Source organism: Mycobacterium sp. IDUB_28 (assembly GCF_055419285.1).
In genome coordinates this window covers 211,131-224,311 of the sequence record NZ_JBVAXK010000004.1, presented here as the reverse complement: position 1 = coordinate 224,311, position 13,181 = coordinate 211,131, and the positions used below count along the sequence as shown (strand labels likewise).

8 protein-coding genes and 1 pseudogene are annotated in these 13,181 nt (G+C 67.3%); 6 read left to right on the top strand and 3 right to left on the bottom strand.

Annotated features, from left to right (window positions below):
• Positions 1 to 54: 54 nt before the first annotated feature.
• Positions 55 to 1,483, top strand: a pseudogene (locus tag ACZYZ9_RS10465) (HNH endonuclease signature motif containing protein).
• Here the strand turns inward: ACZYZ9_RS10465 and ACZYZ9_RS10460 are convergent.
• The 3 genes from ACZYZ9_RS10460 to ACZYZ9_RS10450 form a co-directional block, all read right to left on the bottom strand.
• Complete coding sequence (locus ACZYZ9_RS10460; protein ID WP_463826192.1) at positions 1,422 to 3,338, bottom strand: spermine/spermidine synthase domain-containing protein; 1,917 nt, start codon at positions 3,336 to 3,338, stop codon at positions 1,422 to 1,424. The pseudogene ACZYZ9_RS10465 and the gene ACZYZ9_RS10460 overlap by 62 nt on opposite strands.
• A gap of 9 nt (positions 3,339 to 3,347) precedes the next feature.
• Positions 3,348 to 4,943 carry an N-acetylmuramoyl-L-alanine amidase gene (locus ACZYZ9_RS10455; RefSeq protein WP_463826424.1) on the bottom strand — a complete coding sequence of 532 codons (1,596 nt, stop codon included), beginning with the start codon at positions 4,941 to 4,943 and terminating at the stop codon, positions 3,348 to 3,350.
• Between the two features lie 156 nt (positions 4,944 to 5,099).
• Entirely contained in the window at positions 5,100 to 6,143 is a 1,044-nt protein-coding gene (locus ACZYZ9_RS10450) for a hypothetical protein (RefSeq protein ID WP_463826191.1), read from the bottom strand.
• Positions 6,144 to 6,373: 230 nt separating this feature from the next.
• Here ACZYZ9_RS10450 and glf point away from each other — a divergent pair, with 230 nt between their 5' ends.
• The 5 genes from glf to aftB are packed head-to-tail and all read left to right on the top strand — an operon-like array spanning position 6,374 to position 12,928.
• Positions 6,374 to 7,573 (top strand): UDP-galactopyranose mutase, encoded by a 1,200-nt coding sequence (glf, locus tag ACZYZ9_RS10445; protein WP_463826190.1) that lies wholly within the window; start codon positions 6,374 to 6,376, stop codon positions 7,571 to 7,573.
• Positions 7,570 to 9,468, top strand: coding sequence for a glycosyltransferase (locus tag ACZYZ9_RS10440; protein ID WP_463826189.1), 1,899 nt, complete (start codon positions 7,570 to 7,572; stop codon positions 9,466 to 9,468). The genes glf and ACZYZ9_RS10440 overlap by 4 nt, the downstream gene beginning before the upstream one ends.
• The gene (locus tag ACZYZ9_RS10435; RefSeq protein ID WP_463826188.1) at positions 9,461 to 10,015 is read left to right on the top strand and encodes a phosphatase PAP2 family protein; all 555 of its coding nucleotides are present in this window, start codon (positions 9,461 to 9,463) and stop codon (positions 10,013 to 10,015) included. Before ACZYZ9_RS10440 ends, ACZYZ9_RS10435 begins: the two co-directional genes overlap by 8 nt.
• Positions 10,015 to 10,950 (top strand): decaprenyl-phosphate phosphoribosyltransferase, encoded by a 936-nt coding sequence (locus ACZYZ9_RS10430; protein ID WP_463826187.1) that lies wholly within the window; start codon positions 10,015 to 10,017, stop codon positions 10,948 to 10,950. The genes ACZYZ9_RS10435 and ACZYZ9_RS10430 overlap by 1 nt, the downstream gene beginning before the upstream one ends.
• On the top strand, positions 10,937 to 12,928 hold the full coding sequence (gene aftB, locus ACZYZ9_RS10425) for a terminal beta-(1->2)-arabinofuranosyltransferase (RefSeq protein WP_463826186.1): 1,992 nt from the start codon (positions 10,937 to 10,939) through the stop codon (positions 12,926 to 12,928). The genes ACZYZ9_RS10430 and aftB overlap by 14 nt, the downstream gene beginning before the upstream one ends.
• The last annotated feature ends 253 nt before the right edge of the window (positions 12,929 to 13,181 follow it).

Here is a 13,181-nt window from a genome sequence, read left to right as displayed (position 1 = left end):
GCGCTGCTTGCTCTTGGCCAGTTGTTGTCGGTGCCCCTCCATAGAATGCGGGGTATGTCGGGCAGTACGTGTACGGAGATCGTCGAGGCTCTCGACGGTCTCGAATCGTTCGCGGATCGACTGTGTGAGTTGACCTTTGAGGCGCCAGGTACCACGGAGCTGTTGGTGACCCGGGAGCGCCTGGAGCGCATCACCCGAAAGTTGCGGGTGCCCGGGCATGCCGTCATCAACCAGTTGGCGGTGGTGGCCACCAACGCTGAACTCGGCGGCACGCTGGGTCAGGCGTTGTCCAACCGGCTGCGGGTCAGCAAGTCTGAAGCCAATCGGATGATCAACCAAGCCGCGGATCTGGGTCCGCGCCGGGCGCTGACCGGTGAACCCTTGGGGCCGGCGCTGCCCGAGGTTGCCACCGCCGAACGTAAAGGGCTGATCGGGACCGAACAGGTGGAGATCATTCAGAAGTTCTTCACCAAACTGCCCACTAGCGTCGATGCCGCCGCGCGCACCGAAGCCGAATACAAACTGGTGGTGATCGCCACGGGGTTTCGCCCCGACCAACTGACCGACTACGCCCGCGTCTACAAAGACTGCCTCAAACCCGACGGCGACTTCATGCCCGACGAGCCCGAACGCGCTCGCAAACGCGGCATCACTCTCGGCCGCCAACAAGCCGATGGAATGTCGAAGATCAGCGGCATGATCACCCCGGAATGCCGTGCGACCCTGGAACCGGTTTTGGCCAAACTCGGCGCTCCGGGAATGTGCAACCCCGACGACGCGTCCCCGATCATCGAAGGCCGAGCCTCTGAAGAGGCGGTGGGCCGCGACGCCCGCAACCGCGACCAGCGCTACCACGACGCCCTGCAGACCGCGGCGCGGATCTTGCTGGAGTCCAAGACCTTAGGTCAACATCACGGTCTGCCGACCAGCATCGTGATCACCACCACGCTGGCCGAGTTGGAGGCCGGCGCCGGACGGCGCCCTGACCGCCGGGGGCACCCTGCTACCGATGGCCGACGTGATCCGCTTGGCCTCGCACGCACACAACTATCTCGCGGTGTTCGATAAGGACAAGACCCTGGCGCTCTACCACGGCAAGCGCCTGGCCTCCCCGGAACAACGCCTGGTGCTGCTCGCTAAAGACCGCGGCTGCACCGCACCCGGCTGCACCGTGCCCGGATATTGGACCCAAGTCCACCATGTCGAATCATGGCTGGAAACCCGACGCACCGAAATCGACAATCTCACGCTGGCCTGTGGGCCGCCCAACAGGATGGTCGAACTACTCAACTACTACACCTGCAAAAACAAACTCGGCGACACCGAATGGCACCCACCCGAACACCTCGACTACGGCCAACCCCGCACCAACTGCATGCATCATGCCGAACGAAAACCTGACCCTGAAGACGCGGAAAAACCTACCCGCGCAGAGACTTCGGCGGAATCGTGGAAGTCACCAAGGAGGCTGCATCGATGGTAAGCGGTCGGTAACCCAGCGTCGGCAACCGCGCTGTCATCGTCGCGACAAGATCGTCCTGAACAGGCCCGGACAAGCCGGACAGGAATGCCCACTCGTGTTCGACGCTGCCGAAATAGACCACCGTGCCGAACGTTTCGTGGAACCGCCGCCAGGACTGCCGCAGCGTCTCGTTGCGCCACAGCGTCGGACAGCCGGCCTGACCGACGACGACACGGCCGATCTCGCGACACCGCTGCAGGAAGCTCTGCTCGTACAACCGATTGTGCTGGGCGGGTTCGGCGTGCTCGTCCGGAAGGTCGATCACCACAATGTCGTACGGCTCGGTGACGTGCTCCACGAAGTCCCAGCCGTCCCGGTAGTAAACGGCGATCGGGCCCAGTCCTCGCTCTGCCCTGCGCAATTCGTCCACCGAGTAGCCGTAGGGTAGGTGCTGCGCGCATAGCCGGACCGCCGCACGGTCGATATCGACGTGGTCGACCTGGGTAGCACCGGCGGCGACGGCCAGCTGGCTCACCACCCCCTCGCCGGAACCCACGACAAGCACCCGATCGATCTTGTCGGCCAGCAACAGCGCCGGCACCAGGAGCGCCTCGTGATAGACCAGCTGACTGAATTCGGTGCTCTGCCGGTCACCGTCGCTGAACAACGCGATGCCCTGCCGGGTGCGGCCGATCACCAGATGCTGATAGTCGGTGTGTACGTCGCAGACGACGCCGGACAGCTGCCAGTGGCGAGTCAGCCCGGGCGCCAGTGGCTCCACGATCGTCTGGCCCGCATCGGTAGCAGCGCCGAAATAGGTTGGCAACGGCGAGAATCCGTTGAAGTTCACCGATGCATAACTGGCGGTGTACGCACCGGCGTGCTCGATGCGGACCCGATCACCCGGCTCGAGCGTGACCGGTAGCGGACAACGCTGGTAGAGCACGTCGTCGCCGTCGCACGTCGGGCCCGCGACCACGGCATCCTCGACCGGGTCGCCGTCACGCACGGTGCGGAACCGGTAGCGGATGTACTCGTTCTCGGTTTCGGCGAGTCCGCCGTAGCGGCCGACGTCCAGATACACCCAGCGCCGTCCGTCGGTACCGGTGCGCACCGACACCACCTCGCATTCGAGGGTGCCGGCGGTGCCGACGATTCCACGCCCCGGTTCCACGACGAGTTGTACTGCACGCGAACCGAAGTGTCGTTGCACCGCCGATCTGATGCCGAGCGCGACAGCCTCGAGCGAGGGTGCCTGCGCCAGGTAACCGATGGGAAACCCGCCGCCCACATTGATTGTCGTGAGACCGGGGACTTCATCGAATAACTGAGCAGCACAAGCAATCCCAAGTTCCCACGCGCCGACGTCGAGTTGTTGTGAACCAACATGGAAGCAGACACCCCGAGCCGCCAACCCCAGTTCACCGGCGCGATGCAGCAAGTCAGACGCGGCATCCGGCGCACACCCGAACTTGTCACCGAATGGCGTCACCGACGGCGGAAAGACCGGCGCGATACGGCATTCCACCTCCGCGCCGGGCGCGTGCTCGGCGATCGTCACCAGATCGGTTGCGGTGTCGAACGCGAACCGACGGACCCCGCGCGCGTGTGCGCGGGCCACCGCGGCCGACTTCTTGATCGTGTTCCCGAACGCCAGCCGCGCACCCTCGATTCCGGCTGTGATGCAGGCGTCGATCTCCCCCGTGGAGGCGACGTCGAACCCGGCGCCCTGGCCGGCCAGTGCCCGCAGAATCGGTGCGGCGGGATTGGCTTTGACGGCGTAGCGAATCTGCGCATCGGGCAACGCCACCCGAAGCGCCCGGAAGTTGTCGCGTACCCGATCCAGATCGATCGTCAGGTACGGGGTCTCGGGCACCCGGCCAGACTAGTTGGGCGGATGGGCGGGCAGGGAGAAGTGTTCCGGCGGAACGTTCGGACCGCTCGGCGGTTGCGTCGAGAGCGGCGTGGTGATCCCGTCCATCACTTGGGTGATGTTGCCGGTGAGGCGCTCGAAGTTGAGCGTCCCGTGCTGGAAGTTCTGCGTGATCTGCAGCGGTTCGTGAATCTCGGCGCTGGTGGGCAGACCGAGCGGCCCGCGCTCGTAACTCTGCGCCGCCCATGCGTCGTAGAGGGCGCCGGTGACCGGCTGCACGCCGGTGGCGGCCGACCAGTACATCGCGCCCTTGACGAAGGTGGCGAACCGCGATCCGCCGGCCCCGTCGTCCTCCGGTGATGTCGGGGCGCCCAGCACGCTGCTCATGCCGCCCATCTGCTGCCAGTGCTGGTAGATCGCGCCACCCTCCAGAGCCTTGATCAGCTCCTCGGGCGGATCGTTGAAATGTGCTGCAATGTCGCGGATCTCGTCCATCAACGCATACGCCGCATTGCCGGGGCAGTCGGTATTCCCGACGTCGCGATGGGTGAAGACGGCAGGCAGTTTCGCCACCGCGCCGGCCGGAAAGACGGTGTAGGAGCCGCCTTCTGATTCGAGGTCCACCGTGCCCTTGGGGTCGACTTCAGCCATGCTCAACCGCCAGCCGAGCAGTCGGCCCACGGTGCGCAGCTGGATCGGGGTGGGTGCCACGTCGTCGAAGTTGCCGATCATCGCCACGCCCCAGGTCTCGCGATTGAAACCGCCGGTGTGGAATCCTTCGACCGCCTTGGTGAGGCCGCCGGCACTGCCCTCGAACACCTGACCGTACTTGTCGACGAGTGCGTTGTACGCGATGTCGCACCAGCCCAGGGTTTTGCTGTGGTAGGTGTAGATCGCCTTGACGATGCCGGCCGATTCCAGCGGCGAATAGTCGTTGCTACCGGCGGTGTGGTGCACTACTCCGGCCCGGACCGCGCGGTCGTATTGCGGACTGCCGCAGCGCAACGATTCGTCGGCGCCCCACTGGGCACGGCTGATGATGGGCGGCGCCTGGCCCGGCATCAGCACTCCCGCCGGGGGATTCCAGTGCTGCTCGGCGGGCGCCTGCGGCGGCGAGATGAGGACCGCGGTGATGTTCTGCCCGAACGGTTGTTCCTTGGTGACCGGCCGGTAGCCCAGCCCGGTTCGGTCGGCGGGCGCCGGCGGCGCCTGAGTCACCGGTGCGTCGACCGGCCTGGTGACGGCGATCTGCACGGCGGTGGTGGTGCCGACGAAGACCGGGTCGGTGCTGCGCGGGTCGTCGGCCGAACCCGATCCGGCGGGCGCCGCAGTCTGGTACTCCGTTTGATACCAGGGCCCCCAGGACCCGTCGGCTCGCCTCGCCCGCACCCGGGCGGACGTGCCCGCCAGGTCGCCGGTGAAGGCGACCATGGCGAACGGCACGTCCTGGGTGAGTTCGCGGACCGTCACCCCGCCGCCGAGCCCGATCAACGGTTGCTCGGCCAGCCGGGTGTCCGCGGCGGGTGGTTCGACGGGAGATCGGGTGGGCATCCCGAGCAAGACCCAGGACACGATGACGACCGTCGCCGCGAATGCGGTGACAAGCATGGTCGGTGCGTGACTGCGGGCCACCAGGCGATGTTACGTGTGTGACGAATGTTTCTACTGAGGCGACACGGCTTTACCCGCCAGAAACTGTCGACGACACCGCAGAGGATTGGGTGGGACTCTGCGGTGTCGTCTGGTGACAGGTTCGGACGGTTGTTACACCGGTGGTACGGCGGCGGCCGCTGCCGGGATGGCGCCGGGCACCGCTGCTACCGCGCCAGGCACGGCAGCCGCTGCACCGGGCACGGCCGCCGCGGCACCGGGCACGGCCGCCGCGGCACCGGGTATCGCGGATGCGGCGCCAGGTATCGCCGATGCCGCCCCCGGAATCGCAGACGCGGCACCGGGAATAGCGGCAGCGGCGGGAATGCCGGGAATCGAGGGAAGTGCGGGTGTGGCGCCGGCGGCCGCCGGAGCGCCAGCGGCGCCACCCTGAACACCCTGCATGATGGCCGGCATGATCAGGCCCTTGAGCAGGTCGATGGCTTGGCTGGCACCCAGCTGGTTGGCCGCCTGCATCAGGTCGCTGACCAGTCCGCCGCCTCCGCTGCTGCCGGTGGCCGCCGGGCTGACCGGCGAGAGGCCGGTCCCACCGCCGCCGCCGCCGAGCCCCGAGGTGTCGCCCAGGATCGGATAGGTGCCGTCGGCGCCGGGGTCCAACCCGACCGGTGCCGCGATCGGCACCTCACCGGTGCCGGCGGCGGTGGCCGGGCTCAGACCGGTCGTGCCGGACAGTCCCGGTGCCACCCCGGTCGGGCTGGTCAGCCCCGGGTCACTCAGTGCCGGGTTGGCGCCCGCTCCGGTTGCACCGAGGGTCGGTGCCAAACCGGTGGCCGGTGACAACGAGGTGCCCGGCAATCCGGGTGTGGTCGGTGACAGGCCCGGGCTCAGGCCGGTGCCACCGAGGCTGGGACTGGCCAGACCGGGCGTGGTGCCCAGCCCGCTGCTGGCGGAGGTGCCGCCCAGCGCAGGAACCGGCGGCAGGTTGACCCCGAACTGCGAGAGCCCCTGCGACAGCGCCGATATCAGCTCGCTGGGCAGGTCGGCGACGCTGGCTGCGCGCTTGAACTCGTGGTGTTCCACCGGCGTGGTGGTGGCGGTCGATTCGTAGACAAGGAAGTACGCGCACGGACTCGCGACCGCCAGGGCGGCGACTGCGCTCATGGCTGTCGAGAGCTTGCGTCGGCGTCGGTTCGGCACGGAAGTCTCCTCAATGTGATCGGGGTGCAGGCATGAAACCCGCACCACTGATGGTACGAGTGGGATTGATGTGACTGGTGTGACGAGACCTAATCGTGAGGTGAGTGGTTCACAGGTGTGACGTTCAACCGACGGCTCGCCGTGCGGCGCGGCCGTACCTGGGAAAACCCGCGCCTGCAGGACCCGCCAAAGCAAGTTTCGGCGGCACGGTCGGATACCCTAGGCAACCGATGACTTCTCCTTTCGGTCGCTACGACCTCTTCGTCGTCGGCTCCGGATTTTTCGGCCTGACGATCGCCGAGCGCGTGGCCACCCAACTCGACAAGCGGGTTCTCGTCGTTGAGCGGCGCCCGCACATCGGCGGCAACGCCTATTCCGAACCCGAGCCGCAGACCGGAATCGAGGTGCACAAATACGGTGCGCACCTGTTCCACACCTCCAACAAGAAGGTGTGGGACTACGTGCGGCAGTTCACCGAGTTCACCGACTACCGGCACCGGGTGTTCGCGATGCACAACGGGCAGGCCTATCAGTTCCCGATGGGGCTCGGCCTGGTCTCGCAGTTCTTCGGGCGTTACTTCACCCCGCAGCAAGCGCGTGAGCTGATCGCCGAGCAGGCGTCCGAGATAGCCACCGCCGACGCGCAGAACCTGGAAGAGAAGGCCATCTCGCTGATCGGCCGGCCGCTCTACGAGGCGTTCGTCAAGGGCTACACCGCAAAGCAGTGGCAGACCGACCCCAAGGAACTGCCAGCGGCCAACATCACCCGGCTGCCGGTGCGCTACACCTTCGACAACCGGTACTTCAGCGACACCTACGAAGGTCTGCCGGTCCACGGTTACACCGCATGGCTGCAGAACATGGCCGTCGACGAGCGGGTCGAGGTGCGGCTGGACACCGACTGGTTCGACGTGCGCGCCGAGTTGCGCGCGGCCAGCCCCGACGCGCCCGTGGTCTACACCGGGCCGCTGGACCGCTACTTCGACTATGCCGAGGGCCGGTTGGGCTGGCGCACCCTGGATTTCGAGCTGGAAGTGCTGCCGATCGGCGACTTCCAGGGCACCCCGGTGATGAATTACAACGACCCCGAAGTCCCCTACACCCGCATCCACGAGTTCCGCCACTTCCACGCCGAGCGCGATTACCCGACCGACAAGACGGTGATCATGCGGGAGTACTCCAGGTTCGCCGAAGACGACGACGAGCCCTACTATCCGATCAACACCGAGGCCGACCGCGCCCTGTTGGCCGCCTATCGGACCAGGGCGAAGTCCGAGACCGCTGCAGCGAAGGTGCTGTTCGGCGGACGCTTGGGCACCTACCAGTATCTGGATATGCATATGGCCATCGCCAGCGCTCTGAGCATGTACGACAACGTCCTCGCGCCGCACCTGCGCGACGGCGCACCCCTGGAGGGAGCGTCGGTATGAGTGCCGCCAGCCTGCTGTCCCGCATCATCCTGCCGCGCCCGGGGGAGCCCCTCGACGTGCGCAAGCTGTACCTGGAGGAATCCACCACCAACGCGCGGCGCGCCCACGCGACCAGCCGCACCTCGCTGCAGATCGGCCCGGAGTCCGAGGTGTCGTTCGCGACCTACTTCAACGCCTTTCCGGCCAGCTACTGGCGGCGCTGGTCTGTCTGCGAAACCGTGGTGCTGCGCGTCGAACTGACCGGCGCCGGCCGCGTCGACCTCTACCGCACCAAGGCCACCGGGGCGCGCATCTTCATCGAAGGACACCCGTTCGCCGGCACTGAGGACACCCCCGCGCTGCTGGAGATCGAGGTGGCGCTCAAGCCGTTCGAGGACGGCGGCTGGATCTGGTTCGACATCACCACCGACACCGCGGTGACGCTATTGAGCGGCGGTTGGCACGCCGCGACGCAGGCGCCGGGAATCGCCAACGTCGCCGTCGGGATCCCGACGTTCAACCGGCCCTCCGACTGTGTCAACGCGCTGCGCGAACTCACCTCTGATCCGTTGGTGGACGAGGTGATCGGCGCGGTGATCGTGCCGGATCAGGGCACCCGCAAAGTCCGTGACCACCCGGACTTCCCCGCCGCCGCGCAGCGCCTCGGCAGCCGGCTGTCCATCCACGACCAGCCGAACCTGGGCGGCTCCGGCGGCTACAGCCGCGTGATGTACGAGGCACTGAAAAACACCGACTGCCAACAGATCCTGTTCATGGACGACGACATCCGCATCGAGCCGGACTCGATCCTGCGGATCCTGGCGATGAACCGGTTCGCCAAGGCGCCGATGCTGGTGGGCGGTCAGATGCTCAACCTGCAGGAGCCCTCGCACCTGCACATCATGGGCGAGGTGGTGGATCGGACGAACTTCATGTGGACCGCCGCGCCGCACACCGAATACGACCACGACTTCGCCGAATACCCGCTCAACGACGACGAGGACAAGAGCAAACTGCTGCATCGTCGCATCGACGTCGACTACAACGGCTGGTGGACGTGCATGATCCCGCGTCAGGTCGCTGAGGAACTGGGTCAGCCGCTGCCGCTGTTCATCAAATGGGACGACGCCGACTACGGGCTGCGTGCCGCCGAGCACGGCTATCCCACCGTCACGCTGCCCGGTGCGGCGATCTGGCACATGGCGTGGAGCGATAAGGACGACGCCATCGACTGGCAGGCCTACTTCCATCTGCGCAACCGGCTGGTGGTCGCCGCGATGCACTGGGACGGCGACGTGTCCGGTCTGATCCGCAGCCACCTCAAGGCGACGCTGAAACATCTTGCCTGCCTTGAATATTCGACGGTCGCGATCCAGAACAGGGCCATCGACGACTTCCTGGCCGGGCCCGAACACATCTTCTCCATCCTGGAATCCGGGCTGCCGGAAGTGCATCGCCTGCGCAAGGAGTATCCCGACGCGGTGGTGCTGCCGGCGGCCACCGAGTTGCCCCCGGCGATGTACCGCACCGCGGCGATGAAGCCGCCGGTGAACCCGGTGACCATCGGCTACCGGCTGACCCGCGGGATCCTGCACAACCTGAAAGCCGCCGACCCCCAGACCCATCGGCGTCCGCAGTACAACGTGCCCACCCAGGACGCGCGCTGGTTCCGGTTGTGCACGGTCGACGGGGTCACCGTCACCACCGCGGACGGGTGCGGCGTGGTCTACCGGCAGCGGGACCGGGCCAAGATGTTCTCGCTGCTGCGGCAGTCGCTGCGCCGCCAACGTCGGTTGGCTCGCCGGTTCGACGAGATGCGGCGGGTGTACCGGGACGCGTTACCGGTGCTGTCCAGCAAGCAGAAGTGGGAGTCGGTGCTGTTCCCGATGTCGGACGCGGCCGCGCACCATGGCTGAAGCCCTGCCGCCAGGGGAGCCGCCGTCCGGCGAGATCGCCGCCATGGTGGCCGTCCAGTCGATGCTGGCGCAGCGACCCGGAGTGCTCGGCACGGCGCGCGCGCTGTCGTATTTCGGTGAACACAGCCTGGGTTGGCTGATCGTGTCGGTGCTCGGGGCTTTCCTGTCGCCGCGCCGGCGCCGTGAGTGGCTGGTTGCCGGGGCAGGCGCATTCGCCGCACATGCGGCGGCCGTAGTGGTCAAGCGGGTGGTGCGCCGTCAACGACCGCGGCATCCGGCCGTCGCGGTCAACGTCGCCACCCCCAGCAACCTCAGCTTCCCGTCGGCGCACGCCACCTCGACGACGGCCGCGGCAATCCTGCTGGCCCGGGCCGCGGGTCTGCCGGCGGCGGTGGTGAGCGTGGCCCTGGTGGCGCCCATGGCGCTGTCCCGAATACTGCTGGGCGTGCACTATCCCAGCGACGTGGCCGTCGGCGTGGCACTGGGCGCCGGCGTTGCCGCGACGGCCGTCCGGCTGGACAGCGCGGCACAACAGAGGTGGCTGTGATGAGCAAAGACGTAGCCGACGAAACCAGCGAGCAGACCAAGGTGGCCGGACCGCCGGGCAACCTGGTCACCGGAGTGATCAAGGCGATCCGCCCGCGGCAGTGGGTGAAGAACGTGCTGGTGCTCGCGGCGCCGCTGGCGGCGGCGGGCCGGGGCCAGCGCTACGACTGGGCGGACATCGGCAGCAAGGTCGGGGTGGCCTTCGTGGTGTTCAGCCTGGCCGCTTCGGCGGTGTACCTGGTCAACGACGTGCGCGACGTCGAAGCCGACCGCGAACACCCCACTAAGCGGTACCGGCCGATCGCGGCCGGGGTGGTGCCCGAATGGCTGGCCTACGCGTTGGCGGTGGTGCTGGGCGCCGCATCCCTGGGCATCTCGTACTGGTTGACCCCGAACCTCGCTGTGGTGATGGCGATCTACCTCGCCATGCAGCTGGCCTACTGCTTCGGCCTCAAACACCAGGCGGTGCTCGACGTCTGCATCGTGTCGTCGGCGTACCTGATCCGGGCCATCGCCGGGGGCGCGGCCACCAACACCCATCTGTCGCAATGGTTTCTGCTGACCGCCGCCTTCGGGTCGCTGTTCATGGTGGCCGGCAAGCGTTACGCCGAACTGCAACTGGCCGAACGCACCGGGGCGCAGATCCGCAAGTCGCTGGAGAGGTACACCAGTACCTACCTGCGGTTCGTCTGGACGCTCTCGGCCACCGCAGTGGTGCTCTGCTACGGCTTGTGGGCGTTCGAGCGGGACGGCGACAAGGGCTCCTGGTACGCGGTGTCGATGATCCCGTTCACGATCGCGATCCTGCGTTACGCCGTGGACGTCGACGGCGGTCTGGCCGGGGAACCCGAGGACATCGCGTTGCGCGACCGGGTGCTGCAACTGCTGGCGCTGGCGTGGATCGCAACAGTGGGTGCTGCTGTTGCTTTCGGCTAGTCAACGTTTCCGGGCCATCCAGGCCGCAGCGCGGCAGACGGGAGAGCTCCGTCGGCCTGCGGTCCGTCGGGTCAGGTGGCCGGTGTTCCCCTACACCGTCACGGTGCGGGTCAGCCTGTGGATCAGCGTGGCGGTCGTCGCGGTGTTGTTCGGTTGGGGGGCCTGGCAGCGCCGCTGGATCGCCGATGACGGGCTCATCGTGTTGCGCACGGTGCGAAACCTGTTGGCCGGCAACGGGCCGGTGTTCAACATGGGCGAGCGGGTGGAGGCCAACACCTCCACGGTCTGGACCTACCTGCTCTACCTGCTGAGCTGGGTGGGCGGGCCGCTGCGGTTGGAGTACGTCGCGCTGGCCGCGGCGCTGACCCTGTCGGTGCTCGGGGTGGTGCTGCTGATGCTGGGGACGGCCCGGTTGTACGCGCCGAGCCTGCGGGGTCGCCAGGCGATCCTGCTGCCGGCCGGGGCGCTGGTCTACATCGCGGTGCCACCGGCCCGTGACTTCGCCACCTCCGGTCTGGAGAACGGGCTGGTGCTGGCATACCTGGGCCTGCTGTGGTGGATGATGGTTTGCTGGGCTCAACCGCTGCGGGTCCGCCCGCAGAGCCGGGCCTTCATCCTGGCGCTGGCCGTGGTCGCGGGGTGCAGCGTGCTGGTGCGACCGGAGCTGGCACTGATCGGCGGGGCGGCGCTGATCATGATGCTGATCGCGGCCCGTAACTGGCGTCGCCGGGCCCTGATCGTCATCGCCGGCGGCCTGCTGCCGGTGGGCTACCAGATCTTCCGGATGGGGTACTACGCACTACTGGTGCCCGGGACCGCGCTCGCCAAGGACGCCGGCGGCGACAAATGGTCCCAGGGCATGATCTATCTGGACAATTTCAACCAGCCCTACCTGCTCTGGCTGCCGCTGCTGCTGCTGGTCCCGCTCGCTGTCGTGCTGGTGGCCGCGCGCCGGCGGCCGTCGTTCTTGCGGCCCACGCTGGCGCCGGACTACGGCCGGGTCGCCCGGGCGGTGCAGAGCCCGACGGCTGTGGTGATCTTCATCGTCGTCAGCGGCCTGCTGCAGGGGTTCTACTGGATCCGCCAGGGTGGCGACTTCATGCACGCCAGAGTGCTGCTGACGCCGTTGTTCTGTTTGCTGGCTCCGGTCGCGGTGATACCGGTGGTGATCCCGGACGGCAAGGATTACAGCCGGGAGACCGGGTACTGGCTGGCCGGGGTGGTCAGCGTGCTGTGGCTGGGCGTGGCGGGATGGTCGCTGTGGGCGGCGAACTCGCCGGGCATGGGCGACGACGCCACCCACGTGACCTACTCCGGCATCGTCGACGAGCGTCGCTTCTACGCCCAGGCCACCGGTCGTGCGCACCCGTTGACCGCGGCCGACTACCTGGACTACCCGCGGATGGCCGCCGTGCTGGTGGCGCTGAACAACACCCCGGAGGGGGCATTGCTGCTGCCGTCGGGCAACTACACGCAGTGGGACCTGGTGCCGATGATTCCGCCGGGCAGCGCCCCGGGCATCCCGGCGACCCAGAAACCGCAGCACGCGGTGTTCTTCACCAACCTGGGCATGCTGGGCATGAACGTGGGACTCGACGTCCGGGTGCTCGACCAGATCGGACTGGCGAACCCGTTGGCCGCGCACACCGAGCGGTTGAAGCACGGCAGGATCGGTCACGACAAGAATTTGTTCCCCGATTGGGTGGTGGCCGACGGGCCGTGGGTGAAGTGGCCGCCGGGGATCCCGGGCTACCTCAGCCGGCAGTGGGTGGCCGAGGCGGAGGCGGCGCTGCGCTGTCCGGCCACCCAGGCGGTGTTGAACTCGGTCCGCGCACCGATGAGTGTGCGCCGGTTCGCGTCCAACGTGCTGCACGCCTACGAGTTCACCAAGTACCGCATCGATCGGATCCCGCTGAACGAACTGATCAAGTGCGGGCTCGAGGTGCCGCAGGTGCCGCCCGATCCACCCCGTGATTGACCGCGGTAGTAGAGGTCACCGAGAATTTTTTTCGCCCACCCCCACTCCGGCGGCCGGCGCCCCGGGCCCGAACCCGACAGCTAAATCGAATCAGAGCCGTTACCAGCACGCACTCGACAGTTGGCACACGGGTGAACCCCGCTGTCCGACGCGGATTCAGTGGCGTCAACGATGTCAAAACCGCACCGAAAGGGGCCGGTGGCGGCGTCCCGGAGGAGAGCGTCTCCCGCAACGTGTGGTTGACTACAGAAGC

What these genes read in the sequence shown, in the direction of transcription:
- ACZYZ9_RS10455 (WP_463826424.1), bottom strand. Translation starts at nt 4,943, where the DNA reads ATGCTTGTCACCGCATTCGCGGCGACGGTCGTCATCGTGTCCTGGGTC.
- ACZYZ9_RS10430 (WP_463826187.1), top strand. Translation starts at nt 10,015, where the DNA reads ATGAGCAAAGACGTAGCCGACGAAACCAGCGAGCAGACCAAGGTGGCC.
- ACZYZ9_RS10435 (WP_463826188.1), top strand. Translation starts at nt 9,461, where the DNA reads ATGGCTGAAGCCCTGCCGCCAGGGGAGCCGCCGTCCGGCGAGATCGCC.
- ACZYZ9_RS10440 (WP_463826189.1), top strand. Translation starts at nt 7,570, where the DNA reads ATGAGTGCCGCCAGCCTGCTGTCCCGCATCATCCTGCCGCGCCCGGGG.
- glf (WP_463826190.1), top strand. Translation starts at nt 6,374, where the DNA reads ATGACTTCTCCTTTCGGTCGCTACGACCTCTTCGTCGTCGGCTCCGGA.